Annotated in this window: 8 protein-coding genes; 5 read left to right on the top strand and 3 right to left on the bottom strand. The window is 65.6% G+C overall.

The features are described 5' to 3' along the window. The first annotated feature begins 249 nt into the window (after window positions 1-249). On the top strand, window positions 250-7,578 hold the full coding sequence (locus ACAX43_RS21390) for an amino acid adenylation domain-containing protein (RefSeq protein ID WP_370710415.1): 7,329 nt from the start codon (window positions 250-252) through the stop codon (window positions 7,576-7,578). 310 nt (window positions 7,579-7,888) lie between these two features. On the opposite strand, the gene argH is transcribed toward ACAX43_RS21390, so the two are convergent. Together argH and ACAX43_RS21400 are read right to left on the bottom strand one after the other, a co-directional pair. Next, complete coding sequence (argH, locus tag ACAX43_RS21395; RefSeq protein ID WP_370710416.1) at window positions 7,889-9,295, bottom strand: argininosuccinate lyase; 1,407 nt, start codon at window positions 9,293-9,295, stop codon at window positions 7,889-7,891. Window positions 9,296-9,446: 151 nt separating this feature from the next. Further along, a complete protein-coding gene (locus ACAX43_RS21400) occupies window positions 9,447-10,259 on the bottom strand; it encodes a helix-turn-helix transcriptional regulator (RefSeq protein ID WP_370710417.1) in 813 nt (270 codons plus the stop codon). A 174-nt stretch (window positions 10,260-10,433) separates the two neighbouring features. Between ACAX43_RS21400 and ACAX43_RS21405 the strand changes: the two genes are divergently transcribed. Both ACAX43_RS21405 and ACAX43_RS21410 read left to right on the top strand, forming a co-directional pair. Continuing rightward, window positions 10,434-11,186: a class I SAM-dependent methyltransferase gene (locus tag ACAX43_RS21405; protein ID WP_370710418.1), complete on the top strand. Its 753-nt coding sequence runs from the start codon at window positions 10,434-10,436 to the stop codon at window positions 11,184-11,186. Window positions 11,187-11,335: 149 nt separating this feature from the next. Further along, window positions 11,336-11,668 (top strand): hypothetical protein, encoded by a 333-nt coding sequence (locus ACAX43_RS21410; RefSeq protein ID WP_370710419.1) that lies wholly within the window; start codon window positions 11,336-11,338, stop codon window positions 11,666-11,668. Window positions 11,669-11,755: 87 nt separating this feature from the next. Here ACAX43_RS21410 and ppc read toward each other — a convergent pair whose 3' ends face one another. Next, the gene (gene ppc / locus ACAX43_RS21415) at window positions 11,756-14,971 is read right to left on the bottom strand and encodes a phosphoenolpyruvate carboxylase (protein ID WP_370710420.1); all 3,216 of its coding nucleotides are present in this window, start codon (window positions 14,969-14,971) and stop codon (window positions 11,756-11,758) included. A gap of 395 nt (window positions 14,972-15,366) precedes the next feature. On the opposite strand from ppc, the gene hemC reads away from it, so the two are divergent. Both hemC and hemDX read left to right on the top strand, forming a co-directional pair. Then, entirely contained in the window at window positions 15,367-16,383 is a 1,017-nt protein-coding gene (gene hemC / locus ACAX43_RS21420; protein ID WP_370710421.1) for a hydroxymethylbilane synthase, read from the top strand. After that, window positions 16,383-18,401: a fused uroporphyrinogen-III synthase HemD/membrane protein HemX gene (gene hemDX, locus ACAX43_RS21425; RefSeq protein ID WP_370710422.1), complete on the top strand. Its 2,019-nt coding sequence runs from the start codon at window positions 16,383-16,385 to the stop codon at window positions 18,399-18,401. The genes hemC and hemDX overlap by 1 nt, the downstream gene beginning before the upstream one ends. Window position 18,402: the final 1 nt, after the last annotated feature.

The raw sequence follows: 18,402 nt of genomic DNA on the forward strand, positions 1-18,402 counted from the left end.
CTGCTGCCTGCATGAGCGCATTCAGTCTGATGCAATCTGCCTGACATAACCCGTGTCTGAACAAACGTCCCCAACTTTGATCCGCACATAACAGGAGTTCTAAGAGTTTACCGATGGTGGCTAAAGCCTCACGTCAATACGTTGGTGGGCCGGACGATCGGGCGAGGCGCCGCAGCGTGGTCATGAGCCGCGTGGGGCTGGCGCCAAGCGAGCCGATCGGACCTGTCCATCCCGACAACGAGGTATCGCTTGGAACACTCTTCCTTCGCATTGACGCGCACGCAATCCCGTACGCTGGCGCACGCAGCCGGTCCCAATCTCTGCGCCGTCTACCGGATCGACGGCCGTCCCGACGCCGTGCGCCTGTCCAACGCCGTGGCGCAACTGGTGGCGCATTGCCGGCCGCTCGCCTACCGGCTCGTGGAAGCCGAACAGGGTATGCGCTGGGTTATCCGCCGTGACGTGCACGCGGAACTGAACGTCATCGATCTCGACAGCCGTGACGAGCGCGACGAAGCCGCCGCGCTTTCGTTGATCGACGGCCTATGCGCGCGCGCCTTTCGCATGGATGCCGGGCTGCCGTGGGCGTTCACGCTGCTACGCGCCGGTGGCCGCGGCTATCTCGTGTTCGCCTGTCATCCCGCCTTACTCGACCGCTTTTCGCTCAAGCCGTTGTTCAATGCGCTTTCGCAGGCCTATCGAGGCGAGGCGCCTCGCCCGCCGCTCGGCCTCGATCAACAAGACCTGCTCGAAGCCGAGCATGAACTGCTTGCGAGCGACCGTTTGCGGACCGACCTCGATTTCTGGATCGGCCAGGTGGGCGACGCCTCGTTCGAATGGCACGCGCCGCGCCGGCAGAACGCGCTTGCCGACAGCAGCTTCACAGTGCGCCTTGACGCGCCAACAGGCGCGGCATTGCGCAGTCAGGCGAAAGCGCTCGGCATCGCGCCCGACGTGATGATCAAACTGTGTGTCCACGTGCTGCTGCGCCGCATGACCGGCAGCCGCGCGGTACTCACCGCGCATCACCAGCGCGGCCGCCGTCAGAGGGACGAGACCATCGGTTTCGACGAGCGTCGGCGCCTGTTGAAAACCGACTTCGACGACACGATGACGCTGCGGCAGTTTCTTCGGCACGCAGCGGTGCGCGCCGAGATGGCCGATTTCCACGCCGGGCTGCCGGCCTTCGAAGTGCTGCACGATATCGAGCGGCGCGAGCCGGGTTTCCTGCGCGCGACCAATGTCGTGTGCGAAACCGACAGCTTGCCCTATGACGCGCTCGCGCTCGACGGACTGCCGGCAGCGTTGCTGGCGCCTTACTCGCGCCGTTTCGCGCACGAGGACGTGGGTGTCTATCTCGATGTGCGCGAGGAGATCGCGTTGCACGTGCATAGCCGCCATCCTCAGGCGCTCGACGGCTTGCGTCTCGCGTTCGAGCATTTGACGGCGCTGCTCGCGCGCGTCGGCGAGCATCTCGAGCAGAAGCTCGATGCGATCGATCTCTATACGTCGGCATTGCGGCAGCGTTGTGCTGCATGGTCCGATGGCGGCCCGCTTGCCGCGCCCGCGCGCGACGTGCTGGATCTGTTCGCGCAGGCTGCGCTGGAACACGCCGGGCGTCCGGCGCTCAGCGGCCCCGACGCCGCTTTCACTTACGCGCAACTGGCGCTCGCCGCGCAGCGCGTGGGCGCCGCGCTCGCCGCACGTGGACCCGCCGCGCTGGAACAGCGGGACGCGTTGATCGGCATTTGCGTCTCGCGCGGCGCGCGCATCGTTCCGGCGATGCTCGGCGTGCTCGCCAGTGGCGCGGGCTATCTGCCGCTCGATCCGCAGATGCCCGATGAGCGCTTGCGCCACATCGTCAAGGATGCGCAACTGCGGGCGGTGATTGTCGATGCGACGACTCACGAACGCCTGAGCGCCTTGGGCGGTTGCGTGCTGTACCCGCTCGACGATCTACTGAAAGAGCCGCCGCCCGAGGCGGCTGGGACAGCCGCAACGCGCTTTGCGCCGGCTGACCCGCAGCGCACCGCCTACGTGATCTACACCTCGGGCACGACGGGCAAACCCAAGGGTGTCGTCATCGAGCGCGGTATGCTGGCGCATTTCATCGCGTCGCTGACGGGCCGCTACCGGCGGGATGAAGGCACGCGCTGGCTGCAGTTCGCCTCCGTCAATTTCGACGCCAGCGTACTGGAGATATTCAATCCGCTGACCCATGGCGGCCACCTTGTCGTCGCGCCGGAAGCGGTGCGTACCGACGCCGATGCGCTGTCCCGCTTCCTCGACGCCGAACGCATCACGCATGCATTCCTGCCGCCGGCGATTCTCAAGCTACTGCCGCGGCGCGCGCTGCCAAACCTGGACACGATCTTATGCGGCGGCGAGGCAAGCGACGACGAGACGATCCGTTTCTGGTCCGGCGTGCTGCGCCTGTCGAACATCTACGGGCCGACGGAGGCCACCGTGATGGCGACGGACAACACCTTCGACGGCGACAAGCCGGCCAATCAACTGGGCCATCCGCTCCCCGGCTACCAGATCCATTTGCTCGATGAGGAAGGCGAAGCGGTGCCGCTCGGCGGTGTCGGCGAGATTTGCATTGGCGGCGCGGCTGTCTCGCGCGGCTACCTGCTGCGGCCCGAGTTGACCGGACAGAAGTTCCGGAGCAATCCATTCGGCCCGGGCCGTCTCTACCGTTCCGGCGACCTCGGCCGCTTCCAGCCGGATGGCGCGATCGAGTTTCTCGGCCGTAGCGATTTTCAGGTGAAGATTCGCGGCTACCGGATCGAGCTCGGTGAGATCGAGGCCAGCATCGTCGAGCAGCCGGAAGTGCGCAGCGCGTTTGTCAGCACGTGCCAGCGACAGGACGGCACGGCGCTGGTGGGCTGGTATGTCGGCGCGGCGCTGGAGCCGGCAGTGCTGCGGCATCGTCTTGCACAACGTCTCGCGCACTACATGGTGCCGGCGTTCCTGCTGCAAATCGAGGCGCTGCCGTTGACGCTGAACGGCAAGATCGACCGCGCCAGATTGCCGGCGCCGCAAGCCGGTCCGGTCGACCGCGCGACCCGCGCCTTCGACGCCTTCGAACAGGCGGTGCAGGCGATCTGGTCGGAGGTGCTGGGCGTGCCGCTCGAGAGCGTCGGCGAGCACAGCCATTTCTTCCAGCTGGGCGGCCATTCGTTACTTGCCACCCTGGTGTGCAACCGCGTCAGCACGAGCTTGCACACGCAGGTCAAGCTAACGACGCTGTTCGAGCATCCGCAGTTCGATGCGTTCTGCGCGCGGGCTCGGCAAGGTGTCGAACAAGACGCCGTGCTGCCACCGCTCGTCGCGCAGCCTGGCGACCCCATACCCGCGCGGGTGGCAAGCCGGCTCGTGCGGATGATGCATACCCGCACGCTCAGCAAGCGGGACGATAACGCGTACAACATCGTGATGCGGGTGGACTTCGGCGGTGCGGCGAATCCGCTTCGGTTGCACCAGGCGTTCGCTGCCGCGCTCGCGCACAATCCCATCTTCAACGCGAGCTTCGCTGAGCGCGATGGACAATTGCTGGTGTTGCCGGGCACCGCCGCCATGCCGCTGAATTCGCCCATTTCGCTGGAAAGCTGCGACGCCCGGGCTATCGACGCGCGCGTCGATGCCATGCGTGCGCTGCCCTTGCCGCTCGACTGCGCGCCGTTGTGGCGCGCGCAACTGCTGATGTCCCCGCAAGAGAACCGCACCAGCTTGCTGCTTTGCATTCATCACGCGATTTTCGACGGCTGGTCGTTCAAGCTGTTGCTGGATGAACTGACGTGGCGCTACGAAGGCAAGCCGGTTTCAGAGCGGCGGCTGTCGTGGTTCGACTACGGGCATTGGGCATCGCAACTGGCGGCATCGCCGCGCTTTGCCGCCGCGCGCGACTACTGGATGCACAAGCTCGATACGGTTGCCTTGCGCACCGAACTGCCGTTCGACGCACTGCAGCGCGAGCCCAACGCGAACCGCGCGCTGACGCTGCACGTGCGGGCCGCCCAGATGCGGCGCCTGAAGCAGATTGCCGAGGCGCACGAGATGACTTTGCCGCCCGTGCTGTTCGCGCTGTACCTCGTATGGTTGTGGCGCGTGAGCGGCCAGCAGCAATTGGCCTGCGCCTATCCGTATGCGGGCCGCGATGTGCCGGGCAGCGAGACCATCTATGGCATGTTCGTTTCGATGGCGGTGCTGGTGCAGCGCATCGATACGCGGCAGGGCTTCGGCGAACTGGCGCGAGCCGTGCAACGCCAGATGCTCGGCGACCGCGATCATCTGCTCGCCACGCCTTACGACACCGATAACGCCCAGCTCGGCGCCCTGAACACGATTTTCAGTTTGCAGAACGGCATCGAGTTGAATGGCCGCATCGGCGAAGCGCTGTATCACGCCGAGGAATACGCTTCGCTGACGTCGAAGGTGGATCTGTCGGCGGTTTTCTATCTACGGCCGGACGGCGGCCTGGACGGGCGCCTTGAATATGACAGCTCGCTGTTGCACGCAAGCTCGGTCGAACGGATGGCCGAGGTGTTCATGACGCTGTGCGATGCCGCGGCTCACCATCCGAATGCACCGGTCGGCGAGCTCGACTATCTGAGCGACGCGCAACGTGCGCAGTGTTTGAGCTTCGCTTGCGGCGAGCCGCTGCCGGACGCGCCGCAGTCGATCCCCGCGCGTTTCGCCGAGGTGGCCGCGGCACATGCGTCGCGCGTTGCCGTGCGCTGTGGCGAGGCGCAGCTCAGCTATCGCGAACTCGACCTGCTCAGCGATGCCATCGCTGGCGCCCTGAGTGCCTGTGTGCCGGCCGGGGCGCGCGTCGGTTTGAGCATGCAGAAAAGTGTCATGCTGGTGGCGACCGTGCTGGGCGTGCTCAAAGCGGGTTGCGCGTATGTGCCGCTCGATCCCGCTTATCCCGCCGAGCGTTTGCGCTATTTCGTCGAGAACTGTTCGGTCGAGACGGTGCTCGCCGATGTACCGAGCCGCTGTGCGCTCGAGGCCGCCGGTCTGGGCGAATTGCGCAAGATCGATCCGGCGGCGCTGGCGAAGGCGGCGACGGCGGTGCAGCCGCATCGGTCGCACGCTGTCGGCCCCGAGGCGCTTGCCTATGTAATCCATACCTCGGGCTCGACCGGCAAGCCTAAGGGCGTGCTGGTCGAACACCATAGCGTCGTCAGAATGGTGGCCGGTGCGAGCCGCGCGCTCGACTATGCGCCCGGCAGCGTCAGCACGCTGGCGGCGTCCACCAACTTCGACGCCAGCGTGCTCGATCTGTTTCTCGCGCTGCTGCACGGCGGCACGCTGATTGTGCTGCCGGAGGAGGCGCGCCGCGATCCGTTGCTGCTGCACACGTTGCTGAAGGCAGAGCGTGTCACGCATGCATCGCTTGCACCGGTGGTGGTGCAGAGCTTGCCGCGCGAGCCGCTACCCGATCTGCAACTGCTCGGCTTCGGCGGCGATACGCTCGACGAGCCGAGCGCCGCCTGGTGGAGCGAACACACGCGCTTGTTCAGCCTGTACGGTCCGACCGAAATCACGGTGATGGCCTCGTGCGGGCAAGTCCTGCCAGGCAAGCCAAGCCGCATCATCGGCAAGCCGCTGCCGGGGTACCGGCTCTACCTGCTGAATGCGCAGCGGCAACTGGCGCCGCCCGGCACTGTCGGCGAAATCTATATCGGCGGCGAGAATCTGGCGCGTGGCTACGTCAATCAGTCGGACATGACCATGGAGCGTTTCGTGGTCGATCCGTTCCGCGATGCGCCGTACGCGCTGATGTATCGCACCGGCGATCTCGGCCGTTTTCTCGCCGACGGCACGATCGAATACTTCGGCCGCAACGACGCGCAGATCAAGTTGCGCGGCTTTCGCATTGAACTCGGCGAGATCGAGAATTGCCTTGCGACCGCGCCGGGTGTCGCGCACGCGGCGTGCCGGGTGTGGGGCGAGGGCGAGGCGCGCTATCTGGCCGCGTATTACGTTGCCGGGCCGGGCGAGAGCGGCACCGGGCTCGACGAGGACACGCTGCGCCGCCATGTGGCGCAGGCGCTGCCCGACTACATGGTGCCCGCGTGTTTTATCAGGCTCGACGCGCTGCCTGCGTCACCGAACGGCAAACACGATCGCAAGGCGTTGCCGGCGCCGTCGCGCTCAAGCGGCACGCCGCCGCGCGAGGGTGTCGAGCAACGCGTCGCGGAAATCTGGCAGACGCTGCTACGCGTCTCCGGCATCGGCCGCGATGACAGCTTCTTCCGGCTCGGCGGCAACTCGATTCTGGCTGTGCGGATGCAGGCGCAATTGCGCGAGACGCTCGGCATCGAGTTCACGATGGCTGCGTTCTACCGCTCGCCCACCGTCGCGACACTCGCGGGCGGCCGTGACGAGGACATGATCGAACGCGCGCAAGCGGATGCGGCGGAGCCGTTCGCCATCGAGCATGCCGCGCCGGCGTTTGCCGACGGCGCCGAGGCAGCGCCGATCCGCACCATGGTGCTGACCGGCGCGAGCGGCTTCCTCGGCATTTACCTGCTGCACGCGCTATGCGGCCGGCTCGACAAGGTGGTTTGCCTGCAACGCTGTTCGAGCGCGGCGGAGGGGCGCGCGATATTGCAGGGCAAGGCGCGCGAGGCGGCCCTTGCGATCGACTTCAGCCGCGTCGACGTGATCCCCGCGGATCTTGCCGCGCCGCAGCTTGGACTCGACGCCGCGCGCTGGCTGCAACTCGCCGCGGAGGTCGACGCGATCCTGCATTGCGGCGCGTTCGTGCATCACCTGCATAGCTATGAAGAGATGAAGGGTGCGAATGTCGGCGGCACCGAGGCTTTGCTGCGGCTCGCGCTGACGCAGCGGCAAAAGCCGTTCTGCTTTATCTCGACGCTATCGGTCGGCGGGATGCTGGCGGACGCGGTGCGCATCGACGAGCACATTGACGACGCGCGCCCGCTTCTGGACAACGGCTATCTGCTGACGAAGTGGGTAGGTGAACAGCGGGTTGCGGAGTGTGCGCGCCGTTTCGGTTTGCCGGCGGTAATCGCGCGGCCGGGCAATATCACCGGCGACAGCCGCACCGGCTTCAGCAACTTCGCGCATAACCACTTCTGGCTGTTCAACAAGGGCTGCCTGCAGCTGGGCGCCTATCCGCGGATGGCGCAGGAAGTCGAGATGATGCCGGTCGATCTGCTGGCCGGCGCGGTGTCGGCCGTCGCGTTGCATCCGCGTGCCGGCTTGCGGGTGGCGAATCTGAACAATCCCATCGCACTCAGCCAGCAGCAGTGGTTCGACGCGCTCGCCGCTTGCGGGTTGCACGCCGAGCCGCAGGCGGCAGCCGACTGGCAACGGCGGCTGGCGGATCTCGACGCGTCGAATGGCCTCGCGCTGATTCGCGACTTTTATACCGGCGACCTGTCCGCTGCGCCATTGCCGGTCGAACAGATCGGCACGTTGACGGAGCTGGCGCGGTACGGCGTGGATCTGACGGTCGACTACAGCGCGCTGATCCGGCTCTACGTCGGCTATTTGCGCGATGCGGGCTTTCTTGACCCGGTGCCGCAGGCCGCGGCATCGTAAAGCGCGGTGTGAGTGCGTAAGCGGCTGGCGGCGCATTGCCGGTTTAGCTTACGGACCGAGGATTGCACGCTTTGTAATAGGCTGAAATAGGGCTGGATTTGTCCGCGGCCAAAACACGCCTACACTTCCATGGCCTCTTTCGGGAGGCATCGGTGGAAGTCTTTCATTTAGCCCGCTTCGCGCGGGCTTTCTTTTGTGCGCTGCATTTTGCGCAATCAATCCCGGTCCGAATACAAAAAAGGCGAACCCACCGATGAGTTCGCCTTTCCATTCGCGCGCCGCTTGAAGCACGCTCAAAGCCTGCCGTGCCTTACTTCAACGCTTCCCGTGCAGCCTTGACCGCCGCGAGAACCTGCTCAGGCGCCGTGCCGCCCGGATGGTTGCGGCTCGCCACCGAACCTTCGAGCGTCAGATACGAGAACACGTCTTCGCCGATCAGGTGCGCGACGTTGGGCAGTTCCTTACGCATTTCTTCGAGCGAAAGATCCGCCAGATCGCAGCCACGATCCGCGCATACCCGAACGGCCAGTGCCACGGCTTCGTGTGCGTCGCGGAACGGCAGGCCGCGCTTGACCAGGTAGTCGGCCAGATCGGTTGCCGTGGAGAAGCCTTGCAATGCGGCGTCGCGCATGGCTTGCGGCTTCACCGAGATGCCGGCGACCATTTCAGCGAAGATGCGCAGCGTATCGGCCACCGTATCGACGGTGTCGAACAGCGGCTCCTTGTCTTCCTGATTGTCTTTGTTGTACGCGAGCGGCTGGCCTTTCATCAACGTCAGCAGCGCGATCAGATGACCGTTCACGCGGCCGGTCTTGCCACGCGCGAGTTCGGGAACGTCCGGGTTTTTCTTCTGCGGCATGATCGACGAACCGGTGCAGAAGCGGTCGGCCAGATCGATGAAGCCGACGCGCGGGCTCATCCACAGCACGAGTTCTTCGGAGAAGCGCGACACGTGCGTCATCACCAGTGCGGACGCGGCCGTGAATTCGATCGCGAAGTCACGGTCGGACACTGCGTCCAGCGAGTTCGCGCAGATGCCGTCGAAGCCGAGCGTCTTCGCCACGGCATGACGGTCGATCGGATAGCTGGTGCCGGCCAAAGCGGCCGCGCCCAGCGGCAGGCGATTCACGCGCTTGCGGCAATCGATCATGCGTTCGGCGTCGCGCGAGAACATTTCGACGTAGGCGAGCAGGTGATGGCCGAACGTGACCGGCTGCGCCACTTGCAGGTGCGTGAAGCCTGGCATGATGGTCGACGCGTTCTGTTCCGCCATGTCGAGCAAGGCCGTGCGCAGCGCTGTCAGCAGGCCGCCAATGCGGTCGATTTCGCCGCGCAGCCACAGGCGGATATCGGTTGCGACCTGGTCGTTGCGCGAGCGGCCCGTGTGCAGGCGCTTGCCGGCGTCGCCGATCAGCGCGGTCAGGCGTGCTTCGATGTTCAGGTGGACGTCTTCCAGATCGAGTTGCCACTCGAACTCGCCACGCTCGATTTCACCCTTGATCTGCGCCATGCCGCGTTGGATCGCGGCGAGGTCGTCGGCGGCGATGATCTTCTGCGCAGCCAGCATCGAGGCGTGCGCGAGCGACCCTTCGATATCGACGAGCGCCAGACGCTTGTCGAAGAAAACCGACGACGTGTAGCGTTTGACGAGCTCCGACATCGGCTCCGAGAAGCGAGCCGACCAGGCTTCGCCTTTTTTGTGCAGTTGGGACGTCATGGTGTTGGGCAGTTGAGCGAGCGGTGAGGACGCTGACGGCGTTTGCGTACGGTGCGGGCGCCGCGAAAGCGAAGAAAGACAGGGATTTTAACACTGGCTGGCGGTGTCTTCGACACCGCCAGCCCAAGGGCTGTGCAGGCAAAAGCCGCAGCTATTCACGCACCAGCACGACCATCTTCAGATCCTCGCGATGCGCGGGTTTGAAGGTGATCTGGTCGTAGACGAGGCAGCCGCCGCGCGGATGGTTGAATTCGCGCCGGCCGCCTTCGCGGCCGCCCACGTCCTGCGACGCCCAGAACCGTGCAAATGCATCGCTGGCGGCGGTGAGCGAGTCGATCAGCGCGCGCGTGGGAGCGTCGTTCAGATGACGGATCGAGTCGGCGCGGAATTCGGCGGCCAGGCGCCGCGCCCGCGTTTCCCAGTCGACGATCAGCTCGCGTGCCGCGGGCTCGGTGAAGGTGTAGCGCAGCAGATTGCGGTCGTGCGCGCCGTCCAGCCAGCCGACGAAGAGGTCGGCGGCGCGTTCGTTCCAGGCGAGCGCGTTCCACTGGCGATCGAGCACGTAAGCCGGCGCGTTCACGAGTTGCACCGTTTCCAGCAGCGTGGCGGGCGCGTCGGCGGCGGCCGGGTCGGGCTCGGCCGGGTCGCGCTGGGCGGCCAGCTCGAATAGATAGGCCCGCTCGGCGCGCGACAGTTGCAGCGCGACGGCAATGCGCGCCAGCGCGTCGGCGGAGGCGGAGACCGGCCGGCCTTGCTCGATCCACGTGTACCAGGTCGGGCTCACGCCGCATAGCTGCGCCACTTCCTCGCGCCGCAATCCAGGCGTGCGGCGGCGTGGACCGGGCGGCAGGCCGAGCGCTTGCGGCGAGAGCCGTTCGCGGTGCGCGCGGATGAAATCGCCGAGCGCGTGAGCAGGTGTGGCGGCGAGCGGCGGCGGGTGGTCGGCTGGGGACGGCGTGGTCATTCTGTTTGGGCAGCGCCTGGAGGGGTGTTATCGATACCAGAATAATTGCTTAACTTGTACTGGTACACGGCGGGCTCTATTGTAACGGCTGGAACGGCGCAGCGCCGTCCTGGCCAACCCGGGATCAACCCGGGCCACGCCTCGCCCATCCCACACAGATAACCGGAGCCTCCCATGAAGCATCACGATCAGGTCGCCGACGCCTTCGGCTCGACCGCCGCCGCGTACTTGACGAGTCAAACGCATGCCACCGGCGCCGATCTGCGGACGCTGGCCGAATCGATCGCCGCGACGCCGGGCGCGAAGGTGCTCGACATGGGCTGCGGCGCGGGCCACGCGAGTTTCGCGGTGGCGCCGCATGCAAACGAGGTGGTCGCGTACGACATCGCGCCGCCCATGCTCGCGACAGTCGACGGCGCGGCGAAGGATCGCGGCCTGACCAACATCCGCACGCAACAGGGCGCCGCCGAAGCGTTGCCGTTCGACGATCATTCGTTCGATTGGGTAATCAGCCGGATGAGCGCGCACCACTGGCACGACGTGCCGCTCGCGCTCGCCGAAGTGCGGCGCGTGCTGAAGCCGGGCGGCAAGGTGCTGTTCATCGACATCGCCGGCGTCGATCATCCGTTGCTCGACACGCATATTCAGGCGGTGGAAGTGTTGCGCGACGGCTCGCATATCCGCGACTACCGCGCCGACGAATGGATCGCATTTTTCGAAGCGGCCGGTTTCAGGGCGTCGATTCGCGAGCGTTGGCGCATCGCGATCGAGTTCAGCTCGTGGGTGGCGCGCATGCGCACGCCGGAGCCGCGCGTGGTGGCGATTCGCTCGCTGTGGAGCAATTCGCCCGATGAAGTGCGCCAGTATTTCGACGTGCAAGACGATGGCTCGTTCAAGCTCGACGCGCTGATGGTCGAGGCGCTTTAGCCTGTCTGGAAATGATGCGGGCGCCGGTGCGTCGGGCGCCGATGCGTCGGCCGCGGATGCGGCCGAACGACACGTGTGCTTCATCTTGGAAAGTTGCGGCGCACGGGCGTGCTACGCTGCGGATTGCTAAGCAATTCTGAGGTATGCAGATGCAACGGCTGATTTTTTTGGTGGCGGCTACAGTTGCGCTGCCGGGCACGACGTCGGCGCAGGGCAATCCGGCCTATCACGGCAATCCCTACACGACCTTGCCGCGTGCACTTTCGTCTGATCCGGTGATGTCTGATTCAACCGGTGGGGCGATCGGCATTACCACGCCCGGTTCCAATGTGAACATGTCACGGCAAGCGCGCCGCGACCTTGACGCGCGCGTTCAGTCCGAACGCACGGAGCGCGACGCGCGGGTTCAGGCATGGCGCGAGCCGCCGCTCAAATTCAACATTCCCACGCCGGAAATGCCGAAGCCGGGCACGGCTAATTGATCCGCGCCCGGCTTCGTTTTTCAAGCGGTTCTGAAGAGGCCGCCTGTTAAAGCGGGTGGTTCAACCCACCCGCCTGGTTTTGCTCGATCAGCCCGTATTACGCAAGCCCGCCGCAATCCCGTTGATGCTCAGATGAATCCCGCGCCGCACGCGCGCATTGGTATCGCCCGAACGGTGACGCTTGAGCAACTCCACCTGCAAGTGGTTGAGCGGATCGAGATACGGGAAGCGGTTCTTGATCGAACGCGCGAGCAGCGGATTCTCCGCGAGCCGTTCGCTCTTGCCGGTGATCTCCGACAACACCTTCGACGTACGCTCCCATTCCGCGACGATCCGCTCGAACACGTGTTTGCGCAGCTTCTTGTCCGACACCAGTTGTGCGTAGCGCGAGGCCACCGCGAGGTCGGTCTTGGCCAGCACCATGTCCATGTTCGACAGCAGGTTTGAGAAGAACGGCCAGGTCTTGTGCATTTTTTTCAGCAGCGCAAGACGGCGTGTGCGTTCGGCATCGCTCGGCGCACTGTCCAGATGTGCGGTTACCGCGCTGCCGAAACCGTACCAGCCGGTCAACAGCAAACGGCATTGGCCCCATGAGAAGCCCCATGGAATCGCGCGCAGGTCTTCGATCTTGCGTTGCTTCGGGTCCTGCAGTTTGCGGGAAGCGGGGCGGCTGCCAATGTTCAACTCGGCAATCTCCGAGATCGGCGTCGACTCGAAGAAATACTCCTTGAAGCCCGGCGTTTCGTAGACGAGCGCGCGATACGAGGCCATCGCCGCGTCGGACAATTGCTGCATCGTCTCTTCGAAGGCAGGCAGTTGCGCGGGTGCAATGCCGTGCGGCAGCAAGGACGCTTCGAGCGTCGCGGCCACGACCGTTTCCAGATTGCGCCGGCCGATTTCCGGATTGCCGAACTTGCTGGCGATCACTTCGCCTTGTTCGGTCAAACGGATCTGCCCGTCGACGGTGCCCGGCGGCTGCGACAGAATCGCCTGATAGGTCGGGCCGCCGCCACGGCCTACCGTGCCTCCGCGTCCGTGGAACAGGCGCAGGGTCACGCCGCGTTGATTGAACAGCGACACCAGCGCGAGCTCGGCGCGATACAGCTCCCAGTTCGAGGTCAGGAAGCCGCCGTCCTTGTTGCTGTCCGAATAGCCGAGCATCACTTCCTGCTCGTTGCCCTGATGTTCGATCAGTGCGTCCACGCCCGGCAGCGCGATCAGATCGCGCATGATGTGCGGCGCATTGCGCAAGTCGGGGATCGTTTCGAACAGCGGGATCACCATCAAGCCCGCTCTCGCCGGATCGTTCGCGTCGCCCAGACGTCCGTGCAGGAGGCCGGTTTCTTTTTGCAGCAACATCACTTCGACCAGATCGCTGACGGTCTCCGTGTGCGAAATGATGTAGTTGCGCACCGCGCGCGCGCCGAACTTCTCGCGCGTGACGCGGGCCTCTTCGAGCACCCCGAGTTCGCTCTTCACGAGATCGGAGTAGTCGGTGTAGGGCAGCCGCAACGCACGCGGTTGCGCCAGTTCGGCGAGCAGCACGGTGAGCTTGTCCGCTTCGGAGAGCGACGCGTAGTCTTCTTCGACGCCCGCGCGTTTCAGCAACTCGGCGATCACGGCTTCGTGAATGTCGGAGCTCTGGCGCAAGTCGATGCTCGCCAGATGGAAGCCGAACACTTCTGCGGCGCGCGCGAGCGGCGACAGGCGCGGCGCGGCGAGCGGCGCGCCATGATGCTCGGCGAGCGAATCGATCAGCACATGCAGGTCGCGCACGAATTCGGCGGCGTCGCTATACGGTATGGCGCGCACTGGTGCAACGCCCCGGCCCGCGCTGCGCACCGGCACGCTGCCTTCGCCCAGACGCACGCGCGCACTCGCCGCAAGCCGCGTATACATGCCGATCAAGGCGCGGCGATACGGCTCGTCGGTGCGATGGGGCGACTGGTCGGGCGAAATGGCCGCGAGCTCTTTCAGCGCGTCGCTCGCGCCGGCCAGCAGGTTCGACACCGACAACTCGGCACCCAGCTTGTGCACCTGTTCCATATAGTGTTCGAAGATCACCGCGGCCTGGCGGGTGATCGCGTGTTCGAGCGTTTCGGCCGTGACGTTCGGATTGCCGTCGCGGTCACCGCCGATCCAGCTGCCCATCTGGAGGAAGGGGGGTAGACGCGCCGCAAGGCCGTGTTCGGAGAGGGCCTCTTCGATGTCGGCGTAGAGCGCCGGAATTTCCTCGAGGAACGTTGCGCGGTAATACGACAGCGCATTTTCGATTTCATCGGCGACCGTCAGGCGCGAGTCGCGCAGCATGCGCGTTTGCCACAGCGACGTGACACTCGCGCGCAGCATCGCTTCGTTGTGCGCGCGTTCGCGGTTGGTCAACGGCTGGTCGCGTTCGGCGAGGAGGCGTGCGACATCGTGCTGCGCGTCGAGAATGCTCTTGCGCTGCACTTCGGTGGGGTGCGCGGTCAGCACCGGCACGATCAGCGCGTCGTTGAAGAACTGCTGCAGGACCGGCGTCGCGGCGGCGCCCGCTTCGACGAGCCGTTCGAGCGCATACGCCATGGTGCCCGGTTGCGAGGTCGAACCGGCCAGCGCGTGAATCCGGTGACGGCGATTGCGATGGCGGTCTTCAGCGATGTTCGCAAGATGCGAGAAATAGCTGAACGCGCGCACGACGCTGACCGTTTGCTCGGGGCTCAGCGAACGCAGTTTCTTGTCGAGCGTCTGCGCGGCGGCACTGTCGTCCTCGCGGCGAAAGCGCACGGCGGTCTGGCGGATCGTCTCCACGACGTCGAACACCGCGTCGCCTTCCTGTTCGCGCAGCACGTCGCCGAGCAGGCGTCCCAGATAACGGATGTCCTGGAACAGCGGGTGATCCTTGTCCTCACGCGTGCGGCCACTGCTTTTCGACGCGGGCATGATCGTATCCGTCGAAACGGCTTGCAGTTTGGGCGTCTTCGCGGCTTGCGGCGCGGCGGCAACGCTCGCGACGACCTTGACCTTCGCGGACTTGGCCGGCTTCAGCGCCTGGGCGGCGTTCGCGGCTTGCGTCGACTTGCTTGTCCTGGCGGGCTTCACCGCCTTTTCCGACTTGACGGGCGCAGAGGTTTTGGCGGCTTTGGCGGCCTTGGCGACGTGAGCGGCCTGAGTTGCTGTGGCTGCTTTGCCGGCGCGTTTGGCCGGCGTGGCCTGAGCGGCCGTGGCAGCAGAAGCGGCGGGCGCCGCGGCGGCGTCGGCCGCTTGAGCGTGGGGCGATGCAGTGTTGCGGCGGGCAGGGCGCGCCGATCCGGAAGACGTCACGATGGGTTTCCTCAGGGAAGCCAGGGTCAGTTGAGTGATGAATTGCTACTGCGGAACTGCACTACGCGTTGCAACGTGAACTGCACGAAACGGTATGCGCCGATGGCACCACGCCGGAGAGGTGGCCGCGCGCTTGTACGACGCGCACGACGTGCATGACATGCGTTGCATGCACGCCCGGCACGTTGCGCCGCATTGCATCATCCCGCATGCCGCGGCCCGGTGCGCGAACGACCGTGCTTGAACAGGCTGGGATGGGGCAGGCGCGCGCCGGGCTGCGAGACCCGTCTCCTCCATCGATACCGCGCCAGCACGGCGCGCCTGCATGCCTTGAGACACAGGGTCGCGTGCTAACATTGATTGTTATTACATCCCGTCATTCGATCAGCAAGCTAATGAACACCGAGACGTTTTCCGCGCCACCCCACACGCTTGTGATTGCGTCGCGAGAAAGCCGCCTTGCCATGTGGCAGGCGGAGCATGTGCGATGTGCGCTGCACAAATTATATCCATCTTGTGACGTAAAAATCCTCGGGATGACAACACGTGGCGATCAGATTCTCGATCGCACTTTGTCGAAGGTTGGTGGTAAGGGCCTCTTCGTCAAGGAACTGGAAGCCGCGCTGGCCGACGGCCGCGCCGACCTCGCCGTGCACTCGCTCAAAGACGTGCCGATGGAATTGCCCGCGGGCTTTGCGCTGTCCACCATCATGGAACGCGAAGATCCGCGCGATGCGCTGGTGTCTAATGATTACGACTCGCTTGCCGCGCTGCCGGCCGGCGCCGTGGTCGGCACCTCCAGCCTGCGCCGCGAGGCGATGCTGCGCATGCGTTATCCGCAGCTCGTGGTGCGGCCGTTGCGCGGCAATCTGGATACCCGTCTGTCGAAACTCGATCGCGGCGACTACGCGGCAATCATTCTGGCGGCGGCCGGTTTGAAGCGTTTGGGTCTGGGCGAGCGCATCCGCGCGTTGCTCGATCCCGAAGACAGCTTGCCCGCAGCGGGTCAGGGCGCGCTGGGCATTGAGATTCGCGCCGATCGCGCGGACCTCGCGGCGTGGCTCGCGCCGCTGCATCACGAACATACGGCAGCAGCCGTCGAAGCGGAGCGGATGGTGTCGCGCGCGCTCGGCGGCAGTTGCGAGGTGCCGCTCGCGGCCTATGCCACCTGGCATGACGGCGCACTGCATTTGCGCGGTATGGTCGCCACGCCCGATGGCCGGCGCGTCTTGAGCGCGCAGGCGTCGGCGCCCGCGCCCACCGTCGAAAGTGCTATTGCGCTCGGCCGGCAAGTGGCGAGCGCGCTCGAACAGCAAGGCGCGATGGAGATCGTCCGCACGCTCAGCACGGCCAGCGGTCCGGCGGCAGCGTCCCCGGAAGGCGCGGCGGATAGCGCGGCGACCGGCGAGTGATGGCGGCCGACATCCCGGGCAACACTTCTTCTTCCGTCGGCCGCGCGCCGTTCACGGTCGTGATTACGCGACCGGCCGGTCAGTCGAACGAATTGATCGCGCAACTCGCGGCGGCCGGAATCGTCGTGCTCGACTTTCCGCTGATCGACATCGCGCCGGTGACTGACGACGCCCCGTTGCGCGCCGCGCTGGCTTCTCTGGAGCGCTACGCGCTGGTGGTGTTCGTGTCGCCCAATGCGGTCGATCATGCGTTTGGCCGCAGCGGTGCGATCTGGCCGCACGCGCTGCCGATCGGCGTAGTCGGGCCGGGCAGTGTGCAGGCGCTGGCGCGTCACGGCGTTGCGGCGCCGGCGTACCAGGTCATCAGCCCGCCATCCGTACCCGACGACGATACGGCGCGCTTCGATTCCGAGGGTCTCTTCGCCGCAATCGGCACGGCGCTCGGCGCGAGCACGCTCGAAGGCAAGCGCGTACTGATCGTGCGCGGCGACGGCGGCCGCGAGTGGCTGGCCGACCGCCTGCGCGAAGCGGGCGCCGAAGTCGAGACGGTCGCGGCGTATCGCCGCCTCGTGCCGGAACCGTCGATCGGCGGCTGGGCGCGCGTGCACGCGCTGCTCGCAGGCGTGCCGCACGCCTGGCTGCTCACCAGTTCGGAAGGCGTGCGCAATCTGCACGAACTCGCCCAGGAACATCTGACCGCCGACGAAATCGTGCAACTGAAGCACGCCAACCTGGTTACGCCGCATCCCCGTATCGCGCAGACCGCGCGGGCATTGGGTTTTGATAGCATTACGGTGTCCGGCGCGGGCGATGAGCGCATTGTCCGCGCCTTGCTTGCCGCCGTGCCTCCCGTTGTTCAACCGGTACCGTCCAATCCGGCTCATTCACCGGCTAAATCACGCATGACTGAAACGAACGCATCCACGAACGCTTCACCCCAGCCGGCCGCGACCCCACCGTTGCCGCCGAATCAACCCTTCACGCCCTACGAAGCGCAAAAGCGCCGCAGCGCGAGCGGACCGCTGCTGTGGTTTGTCGTCGTGGTCATCGCTTGTGCGGCGGGCGTGGGCGGCTATGCGCTCAATCGCAAGGTGGAGCGCACCGAGCAGCAGCTCGCGCAACGCCAGCAGGCCAACGACGCGCAGACCAACGAGCTGCGTATCAAGACCGATCAGGCGCTGGCCACGGTTCATCAATCGGACTCGCAGGTCGCGCAACTCGAGGGCAAGCTTGCCGATGCGCAAACCGCGCAGCAGGCGCTCCAGCAGCAATACGCCGATCTCGCGCGCAATCGCGACGACTGGACCCTGGCTGAAGTCGGCCAGATGCTGTCGGCGGCGAGCCAGCAGTTGCAGCTCACGGGCAATACGCAACTCGCGCTGTTCGCGCTGCAAAGCGCGGACACGCGTCTCGCGGCGTCCGACAGCGCGCAAGTGGTGGCCGTGCGCAAGGCCATCGCGCAAGACATCGACAAGCTGAAGGCCGCGCCGTCCACTGATCTGACGGGGCTCGCCATCAAGCTCGACAACGCGATCGAACAGGTCGACAGCTTGCCGCTCTCCGGTGAAGCGCCGATCGCACATGCCACGCCGCAGGCCGCAACGTGGGAAGACACGGCGAAGGTGGCGGCGGCGACGGGCGAGCCGCGCTGGAAAGTGTGGTGGCGTGAAGTCACGGCCGGTATCGGCCAGCAGCTCACCAGCCTTGTGCAGGTGCGCCGCATCGACAATGCCGACGCCATGCTCGTCACACCGGACCAAGGTTACTTCTTGCGCGAGAATCTGAAGCTGCGCTTGCTGTCGGCGCGGCTGGCGCTGCTCTCGCGCAACCAGACCACGCTGAAATCCGACCTGCACGCAGCGGACACCACGCTTACGCGCTACTTCGACAACACATCGAAGAAGACGCAGACCGTGATCGATCTCGTCAAGCAGGTGGATGCGGGCTCGGTCGCGGTTGAACTGCCGAATCTGAACACGAGCCTGCAGGCCGTCAATCAATACCGGAGCCGAGGTTAAT

It is taken from the genome of Paraburkholderia sp. IW21, from assembly GCF_041321145.1.
Classification (GTDB): domain Bacteria; phylum Pseudomonadota; class Gammaproteobacteria; order Burkholderiales; family Burkholderiaceae; genus Paraburkholderia.